This is a genomic window from Pseudomonas sp. NPDC087358 (genome assembly GCF_044900785.1).
GTDB lineage: Bacteria > Pseudomonadota > Gammaproteobacteria > Pseudomonadales > Pseudomonadaceae > Aquipseudomonas.
In genome coordinates this window covers 447,615-463,649 of sequence record NZ_JBJDOA010000003.1, presented here as the reverse complement: position 1 = coordinate 463,649, position 16,035 = coordinate 447,615, and the positions used below count along the sequence as shown (strand labels likewise).

Genomic DNA, 16,035 nt, shown 5'->3' with positions numbered 1-16,035 from the left:
GGACTAAGACATGGAGATCACCTGATGAAAAGCTCACTTGCGGCACTGGCGCTCGGTTGCGCCCTGACATGCAGTTCGCTGGCAGCACTGGCCGGTTCAGCGTCCCCGGAAATGGGTGCGTCGCCCTCGCAATCCGGCGTGGATCCGAGGACTCAGGGCAACGACACGCAAAGACAGGGTGTCGATACCGACCCTGGTAATGGAGCAATGGGGATACGCCGTGGCATGAATACCGGCTCGATGAGCAACGGTACTGGCGGCAATAATGATGCGGACTTGCCGGGAGGCAGCACCAGCGGCAGCGGCTCTACCGGCAGCAACTCCAAAGGTTCTTCCGGCAGCTCATCCAGCGCAGGTGGGGCAGGCGGTTGACACCAGCCCTCGCTTCGCGACCCTGTCAATCGTCACCAGCCAAGGCCAGACCGATCGAAAACCGGCGTATCATAGGGTTGTTTTGAAGCGTTGCTGGATGAAGGGCGACGACTGCTGTCAGTCCCGCCCTTTCGGTTTTTCAGGGAGCACCATCGTGGGTATGAAGAAGTCAGCGCTGGAACTCAAGCGCGAACTGAACACAATCGCCGGCAATCTGGAACGTACTGCCGGAGAGATCAGCCGGCTGGCAGAGCGCATCAAGGATGTCGATGTCGTCGCGGTACTGCATCTGATGAATCAGCAATACAAGGACGCTGACCGCCTGCGCGCCTACGCTGACGAGATCAAGGCAGGACGCATCACTCGCGCGAAGCTGGAATAAACGGTTCCGGGCGACGATCAAGTGACAGACAGGCACAGCAAAAAGGGCGACCCTCTCGGGCCGCCCTTTTCGTTACCGCCCAGCAGAGCGGATTTGTTTGGTAGGCGCGATTGGACTCGAACCAACGACCCCCACCATGTCAAGGTGGTGCTCTAACCAACTGAGCTACGTGCCTGCTGTGGGCGGCATTCTACTTATATTCAACAGGCTGTCAACAGGGCTGTTTCGATAACTCACTGAAAGTTATTGCCTTTTAATATACGGAACGAGTAAGTGGCACATATTTAAGACACTAAAACCTCTCCCCCTGCTGGTTACGGGCCTACATCTCGGGTAGGATCGCCGCACTCGTAAAGAATATTAGACAGGGGCCTTTAGCATGACCAACACCGCATACCCACAGTCTTACTATGCCGACTCCGCGAATCCGGTCCCTGCGCGTCCGGCACTGCAAGGTGAAGTGGAAACTGACGTCTGCATCATCGGTGCTGGATATACCGGGCTTTCCAGCGCCCTCTTCCTCCTCGAACATGGCTTCAAGGTCACCGTGCTTGAAGCGGCAAAAGTCGGCTTCGGCGCGTCGGGGCGCAACGGCGGACAGATCGTCAACAGCTACAGCCGTGACATCGACGTCATCGAGCGCACCGTAGGCCCCGGTCAGGCCCAGCTGCTGGGTGAGATGGCATTCGAAGGCGCACGTATCATTCGCGAACGTGTCGCCAAATACCAGATTCAATGCGACCTGAAAGACGGCGGCGTGTTTGCCGCCATCACCCGCAAACAGATGGACCATCTGGAAGCGCAGAAACGACTCTGGGAACGCTACGGCCATCAGCAGTTAGAGTTGATGGACCAGCGCCGCATACGCGAAGTGGTGGCCAGCGATCAATATATCGGCGGCATGCTCGACATGAGCGGCGGCCACATCCATCCGTTGAACCTGGCCTTGGGCGAAGCCGCCGCCGTGGAATCGCTGGGGGGCGTGATCCATGAGCAATCCGCTGCGATCCGTATCGAGCGCGGCGCAAATCCTGTGGTGCATACCGAGCAAGGCAAGGTCCGTGCGAAGTTCATCATCGTTGCCGGCAACGCCTATCTAGGCAATCTGGTGCCGGAACTGGCGGCCAAATCGATGCCGTGCGGTACTCAGGTCATCACCACCGAGCCTCTGAGCGAAGAACTGGCCAGCACCTTGCTGCCGCAGGATTACTGCGTCGAAGACTGCAACTACTTGCTCGACTATTACCGCCTTTCCGGGGACAAGCGTCTGATCTTCGGCGGTGGTGTGGTGTACGGCGCGCGCGATCCGGCGAACATCGAGGCGATCATCCGGCCAAAAATGCTCAAGGCATTCCCACAGCTCAAGGACGTGAAAATCGATTACGCCTGGACCGGAAATTTCCTGCTGACCCTGTCGCGCCTGCCGCAGGTGGGACGCTTGGGCGATAACATCTATTACTCGCAAGGGTGCAGCGGCCACGGCGTCACTTACACGCACCTGGCGGGCAAAGTGCTGGCTGAGGCGCTGCGTGGCCAGGCCCAGCGTTTTGACGCGTTCGCCGGGCTGCCGCATTACCCTTTCCCCGGCGGGCAGATGCTGCGCACGCCGCTGACGGCGATGGGCGCGTGGTATTACAGCCTGCGTGACAAACTGGGGTTTTAAGCGCAGCAGCCCCAGGCGGTCAACGCACGTTATTGATCGCCTTCACCGCTTCACCTGCGGCCTGCTCCTGACCGGCCTGAGCCAGGTCATTGGCCGCCTTGAGCCAGCGCTCGCGATCTACCGGCACGGGCAGCTGCCGAGGGCTTTGCACCAGCACTGCCCAGTTACCGGCGTTGCCCCAGTCTGAGGTGAACTCCTCGAAACTCACGGTCAGGCGACCCATCCCGGTGTAAATCAACACCGTGCGCTTGTTCTGGTTGAATCCCACCAGCACGCCGTAACGCTGATCCTTCCACCACAGCGAGCCTTCGGAGAAGCGCAGCAGCACCGGGTAACCTGCCGAGACCTGCGCCAGCAGATCGGGGAACTGGCGGTCGACCGGGTAGACCACAAAGCCGTATTCACGGGCAAGATTGAGCATGTTGCGCTCCAGTTGCTCTTGGGCACCGGGCAACTTCAACGGCTTTTCCAGCAATCCCGGTGTGGTCTGTACCCCGTGCACGCTCAGCATGCTGGCCAGGGCGAATGGCCCACTCTGCCAGGCCCTGCCCCTGAAAAACGGCACCGAGTTGATCTCCACCCGGTCCGGCAGGCGCTTGTACTCCGGCGGATAGCCGGGTTTATAGCCGTGAGAGTCAGCGCAACCTGCCAAGGCCAGCACCACGATCAGGGCCAACCAGTTCCGTTTGCCGCCAGAGACGTCCGATAGAGACACGTTTTTCACTCACTTGTCTGGTGCCGGGCAACCCGCGACCCGGCCTGGACGCCGATCATAGAGCCGCCAACGCCTGGGGTATAGCCTCATTGCACAGTGCGCGTGGCTGGATAGAACAAATCGGTCATGGGATTAAGACCATCGGTCAATTTTCAGAAACAACAGCCGTACTAGACTGTCGATCATAGGGAGACGAAAAGTGAAGTAGCCGGAGGAAAGCATGAGCCTCGGAATGACCATTGTGATGTTGATCGCTGCGTGGCTGGCTGTTGCCGGCGCCATGTTGTGGGGTGTGATGCGGATTTCCCGTCGCCATCACCCCCACTATCGCAGTACTGAAGCAGCCAGATCGTCGCGCATCCCAGTGCGCAAACCGCGTCACGCCCCTGCGCACTGACGCCCGTCCTTTCACCAGGTGCACATGGCAAAACGGTCGGTGATGGAGTCCCCATCCCGACCGTTTTTCGTTGAACGCCCTTGATCAGGCTTTGTGCGCTTGTGCCTCGGCTTCCAGCTTTCGCTGTCTGGCGCGCCGAACCAGCATGTTCAGACCCTCGATCAACGCCGAGAACGCCATGGCGGTGTACACGTAACCCTTGGGCACATGGGCGCCGAAGCCTTCGGCGATCAAGGTCATGCCAATCATGATCAAAAAGCCCAGCGCCAGCATGACCACTGTCGGGTTGTCATTGATGAACTTCGCCAGAGGCTCGGAAGCGACCAGCATCACGATCACGGCGGCAATCACGGCGATGATCATGATCGGCAAGTGCTCAGTCATGCCGACGGCTGTGACGATGCTGTCGATGGAGAACACCAGGTCCAGCAGCAGGATCTGACCGATCGCAGCGGCCATGCCCATGACCACGGTGCTGGATACGGCTTTTTCCTCATCGCTCTTGATGTCCACGCTATGGTGGATCTCGGTGGTCGCCTTCCACACCAGGAACAGGCCACCGGCGATCAGGATCATGTCTTTCCAGGAGAACGTCTGGCCCAACACGTCCACCACCGGCTCGGTCAGCTGGACGATCCAGGCCACCGTGGTCAACAGGCCCAGGCGCAGGAACAGCGCCATGCTGATACCGATGCGGCGCGCCCGGGTGCGCTGATGCACCGGCAGTTTATTGGTCAGGATCGAGATGAAGATCAGATTGTCGATCCCCAGCACGATCTCCATCACCACCAGCGTCGCGAGCGCCACCCAGGCGGTGGGGCTTGCCGCCAGTTGCAGAAGATATTCCATAAGCCTGTCGTCCGAAGTCAGTTCGAGGAGATAGGGCCGCATTCTAGAGACGAGCACACTTCAGGAAAATTCGTATTTTCAAGGCGTATACTTCGGTTTTAACGAACTATCGGATCACAGGAACCCTATGCTGAACTATCGCCAGCTGCATTATTTCTGGGTCGTGGCCAAGACCGGCAGCATCGTTCGCGCCTGCGAGCAGCTGAACCTCACGCCGCAGACCATCAGCGGGCAGATCAGCCTGCTGGAGCAGACTTACGGCGTTGAGCTGTTCAAGCGGGTCGGGCGGCAGCTGGAGCTGACCGAAACCGGCCGCCTGGCCCTGCCCTACGCCGAGCAGATGTTTCAATTGGGCGGGGAGCTGGAAGCGCTGCTGCGCACCCAGCCGGATGAACAGCAGATCCTGTTTCGGGTCGGCGTCGCCGACGTGGTGCCCAAGTCCATTGTGTATCGTCTGATCGCCCCGACCATGGCGCTGAGCGAGCCGGTGCGCATCACCTGCCGGGAGGACCAGCTCGAACGCCTGCTGGCGGACCTTGCAATTCAACGTCTGGATCTGGTGATCTCCGACAGCCCCATGCCTTCGCATCTGGACATCAAGGGTTTTAGCCAGAAACTGGGGGAATGCGGCGTGAGCTTTTTTGCAACGAGGGCCTTGGCAGCGGTCTATGGGCAGGACTTTCCGCAGGGCATGCAGGGCGCTCCCTTATTGATCCCGGGTCAGCAGACGGTGGTGCGACACCGTTTGATGCGCTGGTTTGCCGAGCAGAATGTGCAGCCCAGAATTGTCGGCGAGTTCGACGACAGCGCTTTGATGAAGGCTTTTGGCAAGTCCGGCAGCGGGATTTTCATCGCCCCCAGCGTGATCGCCGATGAAGTGATGGAGCAATACGACGTCGAACTGATCGGCCAGACGGACGCGGTGACCGAGTCGTTCTACGCGATCTCGGTCGAGCGCAAGGTCAAGCACCCCGGCATCGTTGCCATCACCGAAGGCGCCCGACGCCAGTTATTCACTGATTAGGCGTTGCAGCAGGCTTGCTTGGGCTTGGCCGCCATCAGCACCAGCGCCAGCAGGATCGACAGCACAATGATGCCGGCCGCGGCAAAGCCCAGATTGCCCAGCCCAAGGTGATCGATGACGCGCCCGCCGATGATTGCGCCGATGCCGATCCCCAGGTTCGCCCCGGCGATGTTCAGTGACGCGGCGAACGCCGGAGCCTGGGGCGCGGCCTTCATCAGGCGTACGTGGCTGACCAGGAACAGAGCTGCCTGGGTCACGCCCCAGACCGCCAGAGCCAGCGCCAATGCTGGCAATGAATGCATGCTGGGCACCACCATCACCATGCCGCCGACCATGAAGATGCAGAAGGTCAGGCTGGCGATCAGCGGATGACGGTCCACCAGCCGCCCACCCAACGAATTGCCCAACAAGCCGACAGCGCCAAAGCCCATCAGACTCCAGCCCACCACCGTCCCGTCGAAACCGGCCAGTCGCTCAAGCATGTCAGCCAGATAGGTGTAGGCGGTGAACATGCCGCTGAAGACCAGCACCGACAGCAACACGTGACCTTGCATGAGGCGGCTGCGCAGGATGCTGAATTGACTGCTGAACGAGGCCTGATCCTTGTGCACGCTTGTCGGCAGGTAAATAAACAGCAACAGCGCCTTGGCGAAGGCCACCACGGACAGGATCGCGAAGGCGCTGCGCCAGCCGAACGCATCGGAGATCAAGGTCCCGACCGGGATGCCGAACACCGTGGCGCAGACGATGCCGAAGCCGATCTTGGCAATCGCGCGGCCGGCGTGATCCGGTCCGACGATGTCCACTGCGGTCTCGCTGGCCAAGGCCCAGAACACCGGCAGGCCGAGCGCCGGAATCAACCGCGCGACCGCCATCACCCCGATATTCGGCGCCACGGCCGCCACCGCATTGGCGACACCAAACATGATCAGCACAGAGATAAACAGGCGCTTGCGTTCGAAGCGCGAGAAATAGGCGGTCAGAAACGGGCCGAAGCACGCCACCGTGAACGCGAACAGGGTCACCAGCAGCCCTGCTTGAGGGATAGTGACAGCCAGATCACGGGCAATCGCCGGCAGCAGGCCGACAATCACGAATTCTGTGGTCAGCACGGTGAAACCGGCAGCCGCCAGCAGATAGATGGGAAAAAACATCAAAACTCCAGAACGACGAAACGACCAGTCCTTGCGGAGTGGTCGGTCGGGATGCAAATACAGGAACGCGAATGGTAACAGACAGCGGCACGGCACAGGCCGGGCACGCAGACAAAAAGCACAACCGCCGACCGAGAGAGATCAGACGGCGGTGCGCATCAGGGGTTCAATCCGATCACAGATGCAGGCTGGTCGATCAGTAGGCGCCCATGTAGTCACGCTTGCCGACTTCCACGCCATTGTGGCGCAACAGGTCATACGCAGTGGTGACGTGGAAGAAGAACTGCGGCAGCGAGTAATGCAGCAGGTAGGTCTGGGTGCTCAGACGCTTTTCCTTGTCGGTGCCCGGACGCAGAACGATTTCGCGCTCTTCGTTGCCGTTGACCTGCTCTGGGGTAATGGTCTCGATAAAGGCCAGCACCTTTGTCAGCAACGCTTGCAGGTCCGCGAAGGTGGTTTCGCTGTCTTCATACTTCGGTGGCTCGATGCCGGAAAGACGCGCGCTGGCGCCTTTGGCGAAATCCACGGCAATCTGCACCTGACGCACCAGCTGGAACATGTCCGGGAACAGACGCGCCTGCAGCAGGGCATCTGGCTGGATGTTTCTGGCGGTGGCGTGGGCTTCACCTTTGGCCAGCACGGCGCCGAGGGCGGTGAGCATTTGCTTGAAGACAGGAATGGAGGCGGCGTACAGGGAAATAGTCATGGCAGTTCCTGATGGGGTAAGTCGCATTGATGAGCATCGACAGTATGCGAACGCGGCTTGTCTTTTACCTCATCCGGCCCCTACCCTCATAGCCTTTTCAACGCCTGGGGAAAGCGCCATGTCTACCGAGCAAGATTTCGACAACACTGCCGAGCCGGCAAACGCGCTGCAATTGAACAGCACCGAAGTGCGCATTCTGGGCTGTCTGATCGAAAAACAGGCGACCAATCCCGAAACCTATCCACTGACTCTCAACGCGTTGGTATTGGCCTGCAATCAGAAAACCAGCCGCGAGCCGGTGATGACCCTCACGCCCGGTCAGGTCGGGCAAAGTCTGCGGGCGCTTGAAGGTCAGCAGTTGACTCGACTGGTCATGGGCAGTCGCGCCGATCGCTGGGAACATCGGGTCGACAAGACCCTGGAACTGGTCCCGGCGCAGATGATCCTCATCGGTTTGCTGCTGTTGCGCGGCCCGCAGACGGTCAATGAGCTTTTGACCCGCAGCAACCGCATGCATGACTTTGACGACGCTGACGGCGTGGTCCATCAACTGGAGCGCCTGATCGGTCGCGGCCTGGCGGTGCTGATCCCAAGACAGGCCGGCCAGCGCGAGGACCGGTACATGCACGCCCTGGGCGATCCGGCGGACATGGAAGCGATCCTGGCGGCGCGGCAGAACCCCGCGGAGCGCCCCACGGGCGGCAGCTCGGCGCTGGCCGAGCGGGTCGAAGAGCTGGAGGCGCGCATTGCGTCGCTGGAGGAGCGGCTGGCCAGGCTGGAGGGATAGCGCCCGAAACTGCCTGCCCACCTTCTGTAGCAGCCCGGCTTGAGCAGCCCGGCTTGCCGGCGCTGACAATGTGGACAAGATAGCGCCAGCAGACGGCCCTGCTACAGGTGCTGATCAGCCACGGGGAACACTTCAGTCTCCCCGAGCAAACGCCGCAGCTGCCTGGTATTGCGCCTGGGTCGGGGTCACGCCGGTGTACAGGATGAACTGCTCCAGCGCCTGAATCGCCGCCACCTGATCCCCGCTGATCAGGCGCTTGCCGAGTATTTCGGCATGCACGATAAATGGCGTGCGCGCCGGGGTGGCGACCACATCGAAAGCCGTATCGGCGGCTTCGATGGCATCCACCTCGAACGCCAAGGCGTCAGCCTGATCCCCTGCCATCCCCAGAGGCGTGACGTTGACCAACAGCGGCGGCCTCTCGCCGCCCAGTTCCGCCTGCCACTCAAAGCCGCAGCTCATGGCCAGCGCCCTGCCCGCGGTTTCATTGCGCGCCACGATCAGGCCATCGGTAAATCCGGCATCGCGCATGGCGCAGGCCACCGCCTTGGCCATCCCGCCGCTGCCGCGCAAGGCAAAGCGGGTGCGGGTCACCGCGTGGCTGTCGAGCAATTGCGCCACGGCGATGTAATCGGTGTTGTAGGCCTTCAGGTGGCCGTTGGTGTTGACGATGGTATTGATCGATTGGATGGCAGCCGCCGAGTCGTCCATCTCATCAACCAGCGCGATACATGCCTCCTTGAACGGCATCGACACGCCACAACCGCGAATGCCCAGCGAACGCATGCCGCTGATCGCCGCTGGCAGGTCGCTGGGGGAAAAGGCCTTATAGTAGAAGTTCAGGCCCAACTGTTGATACAGATGGTTATGAAAGCGAACGCCGAAGTTGCCGGGACGGCCGGCCAGGGACATGCACAACAGTGTTTCCTTGCTTGCAGTAACGGACATGAAATCTCCTGAACGGTATTAGGTATACACCTGAGCAAAGGCGTAGAATTCAATTGCTTGCAGCGGTCAACAGCGCAATTGTCATCAATGTTGTCCGATACCTTACACAAAATTTACGCAACGGCTTCGCAGATATCTCGAAAGTCGTTGTCTGATCAGTTATCCCGTGGCAGTGCCTGAGCGTAACGCAGGCTCGCGACAACGGGACTGAACACCGAGGAACAGTCATGATTCGTCACATCCCCAAGGTTGCCTTGTTGTTAGGTGCCCTCGCCATCGCAGGCCAGGCTCAAGCCCATGGCGGCGGTCCAGGCTGGGGTGGAGCGGCAGTAATCGGCGCAGTCGTCGGCGGCGTGGTTGGCGCGGCAGTGGCTTCAGGTCCCGTGTACGCGGCACCGCCTCCGGTATATGTCGCGCCAGCGCCTGTTTACTACGCGCCGCCACCGCCACCGCCGGTCTACTACCAGCCAGCCTACGTGGTTGAACGTCCGGTGGTCTACGGCCCTGGCTACTACGGCCCGCCCCGCTACTACGGCCCGCCTCACGGCTACTACCATGGCGGCGGCCGCTGGTAAGTACCGGCTGTCAACATCGAGACCGCCGGTCACTGGCCGGCAACTCTCCACATCCCAGACCCCGCCCAACAGGCGGGGTTTTTGTTTTCTGGCGGCTGGCGTATGTGCCGGTTATGGTGCAAGGCTCGACACAGATGAAACTTTCGTCATGTTCCGGACAGTTTGAACGAACATGACAACGTCGCGCCCGGAACAGTGCAAATCAAATAACCCGGCCATACTGGCGCTGCATGCACTTGCTGTCGCCATTGCATTAATCATCAATAAAAAAGGGGCGCCCATGCCGACACAAAACCCGCACCGTACTGCCGGGCTCTGCACTTCCAGCAAGGTTTACAACGCCCTCACCGAACTCAAAAGCCTGGAAGGACATCGTGCGGCGAAGTTCGTATCGTTGCTGGCCCAGAACCTTGTCGACAAAGGCCTGATTTCCGAACATGAGGTCATTGCCATGCTCGATCAGGTCGTCGATTGATCCAGCACGGTCCGCTGGCGCCTTGGCGGGCTGCGGGGGCACGCGCGTTGCAAATCGTCATCAAGCCAGACTTCTGAAGTGCGCACCCTGTAGCAACGTGATGCACAACACCGTTGCATTACCTTTTCTTTTCAATAGCAGACCTCTGGCTCATCAATGACGACTATCGAGAGCGGTGATTTCTGCAGAGGGAAGGCACGCCTTAAAGTAGCCCCATAGATTGATGGAGGCACTTATGACCAAGGTTCAAATCATGTCGGTAGTCGGCAGCGCAGTCCCCGCGCAGCTCCGCCAGCGCGGCCTGCTGGCATGTTGGTATCTGATGCACAACGGCGAGCCCGTCAGCGGGCCGCTTGTCTCTCTGCCAGCGGCGCAAGCGCTGTCGCAGCAGATGCAGACCCGCACACTCAATAGCTGAACCGAATTCGCTGTTTCTCTGAATCGTGCGTTGCTCCGCACTTACCTTTAGCCCGCATCCCCTGACGCGGGCTTTTTTTTGCCCGCGATTCGGCGCGGCCCGATCAGACTCGCTCGGCCATCGTGGCGTTGACCTGACAGCGGTGAGCCAGCTTCTGCAGGCGTTTTTCCAGCGCGCCAAGTACCACCCGGTCAGAGCGCCCGGTTTCCAGTTCATCGATCAGCTCATTGGCGATCAGGCGCAGCTCATGGGCGATTACCACGCGGTCATCGTTCTGGTCCAGCTTGTGGGATTCGAACAGCCGGTGCAGGTAATCCTCCAGCGTGCGTTGCAGACGGTGACGATCGGTTGCCCGCAGGTGCACCAGGTTGACCGTGATTTTGCCCAGCAGCTCATTGAGCTCGGCGCACAGGTACTGCATGCGCCGGGCATAACCGGTCTCGCGATCACGTACCTGCTTTTGCTGGGCGGCCAGGTCCTGACGTCGCTGGATCGCTGGCACCGTCACCGCCATCATCAGCCCGACGATCAAGCCGATGGCCTGAATCCAGCCAGCCCAGTCGGAAGGTTTCACAAACAGGCCGGTGAAAAGCAGAAGCACCGCGACGATTGCCGCCGCGAACACCAATGCGGCGTAATCCCTGCTGATAAAACCCTTGGGCATTGCGCAACTCCTGACTCGATTCGAATGATGGTTATCAATGGCGTGGAATGCTAATCGGTGACCGGCACAAGTGCCACGAATATTGATGCCACCGGGTTAAATACAGGGTTTTTTCGCAGCTAACCTGAACGAATGCCGAACGCGCTGCTTTTATTGCACAAACGCCTCTGTTCCCCCATCGACACAGCTGGAAACTTGCTCATAAAATGCGCCGATCTTGTTGTCGTGCTTGAATAAAGACCGACCCTCCACGCTGTCTACAATCAATAAGTGAGCTTTGCTCTTGAAAATTCGCACATCTCTCATCGGCCTATTATTTGCACTTACAGGCTCGGCGCTTTCCACCGGCGCCCTTGCGAACGAACCTGCTGCTTTCAACCGCGACCCTGCCAATCTTCATCTGGCCTCCGGCAGCGCAATGATCACCGATCTGCAAACCGGTCAGGTGTTGTATTCGAGCAATCCGGATATCGTCGTGCCCATCGCATCGGTCACCAAGCTGATGACTGCCATGGTCACGCTGGATGCCAAGTTGCCGATGGATGAGATGGTCAAGGTCGACATCTCCCAGACCGCTGAAATGAAAGGCGTGTTCTCTCGGGTCAAGCTGGGCAGCGAACTCAATCGTCACGACATGCTGCTCATTACCCTGATGTCCTCGGAAAACCGCGCCGCCGCCAGCCTGGCTCACAGCTATCCGGGCGGCTACCCGGCGTTCATCAAGGCGATGAACGCCAAGGCCCGCGCCCTGGGCATGAGCCACACCGTGTACATGGAGCCGACCGGGCTGTCAGTGTTCAACGTTTCGACGGCTCGCGACCTGACCAAGCTGGCGCTGGCCGCGCGCAACTACCCGATGCTGCGCGAGCTGAGCACCACCCCGGAAAAAACCGTGACCTTCCGCAAGCCCACCTACACCTTGGGTTTCAGCAACACCGACCACCTGGTGCGCAAGTCCAACTGGGACATCAAGCTGACCAAGACCGGCTTCACCAACCAGGCGGGTCACTGTCTGGTGCTGCTGACCAGCATGGCCAATCGTCAGGTGTCCGTGGTGATCCTGGATGCGTTCGGCAAATTTACCCATTTCGCCGATGCCAGCCGCATGCGCCTGTGGATGGAAACCGGCAAGAGCGGCCCGGCGCCGGAAGTGGCGCTGCAGTACAAGAAGGAAAAGAACTTGGTCATGAAGCAGAAAGGGCTTCAGGCGTCGGAGTGAACCATGATCGTTCCCACGCAGCGCGTGGGAACGATCAGTCATGTCGTTTTTGCACAAGCACAACCCCAACGACCCGCTAAGCTTGATCTGTTGACGCTTGCTTTAGACATGCTCGGGGGAGTTGAACCATGCTCATAAAATGGGTAGTGGCTGCGTTGCACTTGTTGGCTTTCGGTTTTGCGTTGGCGGCGGTGTTGGCAAGGGGACGGGCCTTGCGACGCTTGCGCAGCGATGACCCACGCTCTTTTCGCGATGTGTTCGTGGTCGACAACATCTGGGGCGTTTCGGCGGGCATCCTGCTGATCACCGGCGCCTTCCGGGCGTTCGGCGGGCTGGAAAAAGGCTCTTACTACTACCTGCATCAACCGCTGTTTCATCTGAAAATCACCGCCTTCGTCGCCATCCTGGCGCTTGAGGTGGTACCGATGTTCGCCCTGATCAAATGGCGCATCGCGTTCAAGAAAAACCAGCCCATCGACACCTCACGCTCACGGCGCTTTGCACGGATCAGCCACATGGAAGCGGCGCTGATGGTCATCATCGTCATCGCCGCCACCGGCATGGCGCGGGGAATCCTGTTGAGTTGAGTCGAGCTGCGGTGCGAATCGCTTCTGCCCGGCGGGGTGTGAGAACCGTTCAATCCAGCTGACCCGCCGCGCTCTATTGTAGGAGCCGGCTTGCTGGCGAATGCGCAGGGTCAGTTACCCATAGGTCGACCGACGTAGCGCGTTGGCCTGCAAGTCGGGCCGCTACAACAGGCCCGATGTGCCCGACAGCATCAATTGAGCCAGAAAAACATCAACGTCAGGTTCGCCGCCGATATCAACCCGAACAGCCCCCAGGCCAGGGTCTTGGTGAGGATGTTGTTGGCAAACGGCCCCATCAGCTGTTTGTCGCTGGTGAAACGGATCAACGGCCACAGCGCAAAGGGCAGCTGCAGACTGAGCACCACCTGGCTTAGCACCAGCATCTTGCCCACCGCCCCGTCACCGAACCAGATCACCCCGATCAGCGCCGGGATCAGTGCCAGCCCGCGGGTGACCAGCCGCCGTTGCCAGCAAGGGATCCTGGCCTTGAGAAACCCTTCGAGTACCACCTGGCCGGCGATGGTGCCGGTAAAGGTCGAGCTTTGTCCTGCCGCCAGCAAGGCAACGCCGAACAGCACGCTGGCCAGCGTGCCACCCACCAGGGGGTCGAGCAGGTGATAGGCGTCCTGGATTTCCACCACGTCCGCATGGCCTGTGCCGTGAAAGGCCGCCGCTGCAAGAATCAGGATCGCGGCGTTGATCACCAGGGCCATGCTCAGCGAGCCGATGGTGTCCACCCGGGCAAAGCGAATCGCGCTGGCCTTGCTCTGAACCGAGGTGCCATTGACCCGGGTCTGCACCACAGACGAGTGCAGGTAGAGGTTATGTGGCATCACCGTCGCACCCAGAATGCCAATGGCGATATACAACGGCTCCTGCTGGCTGAGCACCGCCCATGACGGTTTCAGCCCGGCTGCCACGTCCGGCCAGAACGGCTTGATCAGCACCAGTTCGATGAAAAAACAGGTGGCAATGGTCACGATCAGGCCCAGGACGATCGCCTCCAGACGGCGGAAGTTGGCGCCCTGCAACGCCAGCACGATCACCGTATCGAAGGCGGTCAAGGCCACACCGGTGGTGATCGAGACGCCCAGCAACAGGTGAAAGGCCAGCGCAGCGCCCAGCACTTCGGCCAGGTCCGTGGCCAGAATCGACAGCTCGGCCAGGATCCACTGGCCCATCCCCACCCGACGGCTGTAACGCTCGGCGGACAATTGCGCCAGGTCGCGGCCGGTGGCGATGCCCAGCCGCGAACAGAGATTCTGCAGCACCATGCCCGACAGGCTGGCCAGCACCACCACGAACAGCAACGCGTAACCAAAACGCGAGCCCGCTTCGATGGCGGTGGCCCAGTTGCCGGGGTCCATGTAGCCGATGGAGATCAACAAACCAGGGCCTACGAACAACATCATCTTGCGCAAGAACGATGCATTGGCAGGAATGGCGACGCTGTCAGTGACCGCCGAAGGGCAGAAAGGAGCGGTAGCGGTGGTCGGGAGTATGTATTTCACGGGAGTCCGGCAATGATATTAATCAGCCACGAAGCTTAAACTCGCAGAAATGTTTTGTCTTGAAACTCTGCAAAAGCTCTACCATGCGTCGTCCCACGGAACCGGAAAACAATAATGTCCTCCCCTTCTCATACCCATGTCCCTTCTGATGCACTGCTTAAGGACGGCGACGGCGTCGATCCGATCCGCGCCGCGCTCATTTCCGCCCGCATCGACCGTCTGCCCGCTGTGGCGACGCTGTGGAAGCTGGTGGCCTTGCTGTCGATCGGCGGCTTCTTCGAGCTGTATGACCTGTTCCAGACCGCCTATATCAGCCCCGGACTGATTCGCGCCGGGCTGTTCGCCACCGGCAGCGCCGGCGTATTCGGTTTTTCCGATCAGGCCGCGTTCGCCTCGGCGACGTTTCTGGGGCTGTTTCTCGGCGCCAGCCTGCTCAGCCCCATCGCCGACCGCTTTGGCCGCCGCGCGATTTTCACCTTCGCCCTGATCTGGTACACCGTCGCCACGGTGTTGATGGGCATTCAGACTTCGGCGCTGGGCATCATCTGCATGCGTTTTCTGGTGGGCATCGGTCTGGGCATCGAGCTGGTAACCATCGACGCCTACCTGTCGGAGCTGGTGCCCAAGCGCATGCGCAGTTCAGCGTTCGCCTTCGCCTTTTTCGTACAGTTTCTGTCGGTGCCTTCGGTGGCGCTGATGTCCTGGTGGCTGGTGCCACAGGATCCGTTCGGCATCGCCGGCTGGCGCTTTGTGGTGCTGGCCAGCGCGGTGTTCGCGCTGTTTATCTGGTGGCTGCGTTCGCGCCTGCCCGAGTCGCCGCGCTGGCTGGCCCAGCACGGGCGCTTCAACGAGGCCGAGCAGATCATGGACGACCTGGAAGCGCGTTGCGTGAAGGATCACGGCCAGGCGCTGGATGAACCCGAGACCCACAACGTCGCGGTTGAAGGCAAAGGCCGCTTCGCTGACATCTGGCAACCGCCCTATCGTCGCCGCGCACTGATGCTGATCGTGTTCCATGTGTTTCAGGCCATCGGCTTCTTCGGCTTTGGCAACTGGCTGCCTGCGCTGCTGTCCGGTCAAGGCGTGAGCGTGACCCACAGCCTGGGGTACGCCTTCATCATCACGTTGGCCTACCCACTGGGCCCGCTGCTGTTCGTCAAATTCGCCAATCGTTTCGAAAACAAATGGCAGATCGTCGGGTCGGCGCTGGGCGCGATGGTCTTCGGCACCTTGTTCGCCCAGCAAAACACCGCGTTCGGGTTGATTTTCTGCGGGGTGATGATCACCTTCTGCAACGCCTGGTTGAGTTTTAGCTATCACTCGTACCAGAGTGAGCTGTTCCCCACCAATATCCGTGCACGCGCAGTGGGCTTCTGTTACTCGTTCAGCCGTTTGTCGACGGTGTTCAGCAGCCTCCTGATCGGTCTGTTCCTGGATCACTTCGGCACACCGGGGGTGCTGACGTTCATTGTCATCAGCATGCTGATCGTGATGATCACCATCGGCGCGTTCGGGCCCAAAACCCGCAACCTCGCGCTGGAGGATATCGCTCACCGTTGACGGCCCGGTTGCATCGCTGCGCCGCTCAT

The 16,035-nt window shown here is 60.2% G+C and carries 18 protein-coding genes and 1 tRNA gene; 11 read left to right on the top strand and 8 right to left on the bottom strand.

Features of this window, described 5'->3' with window-relative positions:
- Positions 1–24: 24 nt before the first annotated feature.
- Positions 25–372, top strand: coding sequence for a hypothetical protein (locus ACI2KS_RS08895; protein WP_404619162.1), 348 nt, complete (start codon positions 25–27; stop codon positions 370–372).
- Between the two features lie 160 nt (positions 373–532).
- Positions 533–754 (top strand): hypothetical protein, encoded by a 222-nt coding sequence (locus ACI2KS_RS08890; RefSeq protein ID WP_404619502.1) that lies wholly within the window; start codon positions 533–535, stop codon positions 752–754.
- A gap of 98 nt (positions 755–852) precedes the next feature.
- Here the strand turns inward: ACI2KS_RS08890 and ACI2KS_RS08885 are convergent.
- Positions 853–929: transfer RNA gene (locus ACI2KS_RS08885), tRNA-Val, on the bottom strand.
- Positions 930–1,133: 204 nt separating this feature from the next.
- On the opposite strand from ACI2KS_RS08885, the gene ACI2KS_RS08880 reads away from it, so the two are divergent.
- Positions 1,134–2,417, top strand: coding sequence for an NAD(P)/FAD-dependent oxidoreductase (locus ACI2KS_RS08880; RefSeq protein WP_404619160.1), 1,284 nt, complete (start codon positions 1,134–1,136; stop codon positions 2,415–2,417).
- A gap of 19 nt (positions 2,418–2,436) precedes the next feature.
- Here the strand turns inward: ACI2KS_RS08880 and ACI2KS_RS08875 are convergent, their stop codons facing one another.
- Together ACI2KS_RS08875 and ACI2KS_RS08870 are read right to left on the bottom strand one after the other, a co-directional pair.
- The gene (locus ACI2KS_RS08875) at positions 2,437–3,141 is read right to left on the bottom strand and encodes a cysteine peptidase family C39 domain-containing protein (RefSeq protein WP_404619158.1); all 705 of its coding nucleotides are present in this window, start codon (positions 3,139–3,141) and stop codon (positions 2,437–2,439) included.
- A gap of 472 nt (positions 3,142–3,613) precedes the next feature.
- Complete coding sequence (locus ACI2KS_RS08870; RefSeq protein ID WP_404619156.1) at positions 3,614–4,378, bottom strand: TerC family protein; 765 nt, start codon at positions 4,376–4,378, stop codon at positions 3,614–3,616.
- Between the two features lie 127 nt (positions 4,379–4,505).
- Between ACI2KS_RS08870 and nhaR the strand changes: the two genes are divergently transcribed.
- Positions 4,506–5,402: a transcriptional activator NhaR gene (gene nhaR / locus ACI2KS_RS08865; protein ID WP_404619154.1), complete on the top strand. Its 897-nt coding sequence runs from the start codon at positions 4,506–4,508 to the stop codon at positions 5,400–5,402.
- Here nhaR and ACI2KS_RS08860 read toward each other — a convergent pair.
- Both ACI2KS_RS08860 and ACI2KS_RS08855 read right to left on the bottom strand, forming a co-directional pair.
- On the bottom strand, positions 5,399–6,556 hold the full coding sequence (locus tag ACI2KS_RS08860) for an MFS transporter (protein ID WP_404619152.1): 1,158 nt from the start codon (positions 6,554–6,556) through the stop codon (positions 5,399–5,401). The two genes, nhaR and ACI2KS_RS08860, sit on opposite strands and share 4 nt — an antisense overlap.
- A 196-nt stretch (positions 6,557–6,752) precedes the next feature.
- A complete protein-coding gene (locus ACI2KS_RS08855; RefSeq protein WP_404619150.1) occupies positions 6,753–7,262 on the bottom strand; it encodes a DUF1993 family protein in 510 nt (169 codons plus the stop codon).
- 118 nt (positions 7,263–7,380) lie between these two features.
- Here ACI2KS_RS08855 and ACI2KS_RS08850 point away from each other — a divergent pair, with 118 nt between their 5' ends.
- Positions 7,381–8,049: a YceH family protein gene (locus ACI2KS_RS08850; protein WP_404619148.1), complete on the top strand. Its 669-nt coding sequence runs from the start codon at positions 7,381–7,383 to the stop codon at positions 8,047–8,049.
- A 132-nt stretch (positions 8,050–8,181) separates the two neighbouring features.
- On the opposite strand, the gene ACI2KS_RS08845 is transcribed toward ACI2KS_RS08850, so the two are convergent.
- Complete coding sequence (locus ACI2KS_RS08845) at positions 8,182–8,997, bottom strand: shikimate 5-dehydrogenase (protein ID WP_404619146.1); 816 nt, start codon at positions 8,995–8,997, stop codon at positions 8,182–8,184.
- 227 nt (positions 8,998–9,224) lie between these two features.
- Between ACI2KS_RS08845 and ACI2KS_RS08840 the strand changes: the two genes are divergently transcribed.
- From ACI2KS_RS08840 to ACI2KS_RS08830, 3 genes are all read left to right on the top strand, one after another.
- Complete coding sequence (locus ACI2KS_RS08840) at positions 9,225–9,572, top strand: hypothetical protein (RefSeq protein ID WP_404619144.1); 348 nt, start codon at positions 9,225–9,227, stop codon at positions 9,570–9,572.
- A 280-nt stretch (positions 9,573–9,852) separates the two neighbouring features.
- Complete coding sequence (locus ACI2KS_RS08835) at positions 9,853–10,047, top strand: hypothetical protein (protein ID WP_404619500.1); 195 nt, start codon at positions 9,853–9,855, stop codon at positions 10,045–10,047.
- A gap of 235 nt (positions 10,048–10,282) precedes the next feature.
- Positions 10,283–10,465, top strand: a complete 183-nt coding sequence (locus ACI2KS_RS08830; protein ID WP_404619142.1) for a hypothetical protein — start codon at positions 10,283–10,285, stop codon at positions 10,463–10,465.
- 103 nt (positions 10,466–10,568) lie between these two features.
- Here ACI2KS_RS08830 and ACI2KS_RS08825 read toward each other — a convergent pair whose 3' ends face one another.
- A complete protein-coding gene (locus ACI2KS_RS08825; RefSeq protein ID WP_404619140.1) occupies positions 10,569–11,129 on the bottom strand; it encodes a hypothetical protein in 561 nt (186 codons plus the stop codon).
- Between the two features lie 277 nt (positions 11,130–11,406).
- On the opposite strand from ACI2KS_RS08825, the gene pbpG reads away from it, so the two are divergent.
- The gene (gene pbpG, locus ACI2KS_RS08820; RefSeq protein WP_404619138.1) at positions 11,407–12,348 is read left to right on the top strand and encodes a D-alanyl-D-alanine endopeptidase; all 942 of its coding nucleotides are present in this window, start codon (positions 11,407–11,409) and stop codon (positions 12,346–12,348) included.
- Positions 12,349–12,476: 128 nt separating this feature from the next.
- Entirely contained in the window at positions 12,477–12,935 is a 459-nt protein-coding gene (locus tag ACI2KS_RS08815) for a DUF2214 family protein (protein ID WP_404619136.1), read from the top strand.
- 191 nt (positions 12,936–13,126) lie between these two features.
- On the opposite strand, the gene ACI2KS_RS08810 is transcribed toward ACI2KS_RS08815, so the two are convergent.
- On the bottom strand, positions 13,127–14,437 hold the full coding sequence (locus tag ACI2KS_RS08810) for an Nramp family divalent metal transporter (RefSeq protein ID WP_404619499.1): 1,311 nt from the start codon (positions 14,435–14,437) through the stop codon (positions 13,127–13,129).
- Between the two features lie 123 nt (positions 14,438–14,560).
- On the opposite strand from ACI2KS_RS08810, the gene ACI2KS_RS08805 reads away from it, so the two are divergent.
- Positions 14,561–16,006, top strand: coding sequence for an MFS transporter (locus ACI2KS_RS08805; protein WP_404619134.1), 1,446 nt, complete (start codon positions 14,561–14,563; stop codon positions 16,004–16,006).
- Positions 16,007–16,035 lie beyond the last annotated feature (29 nt).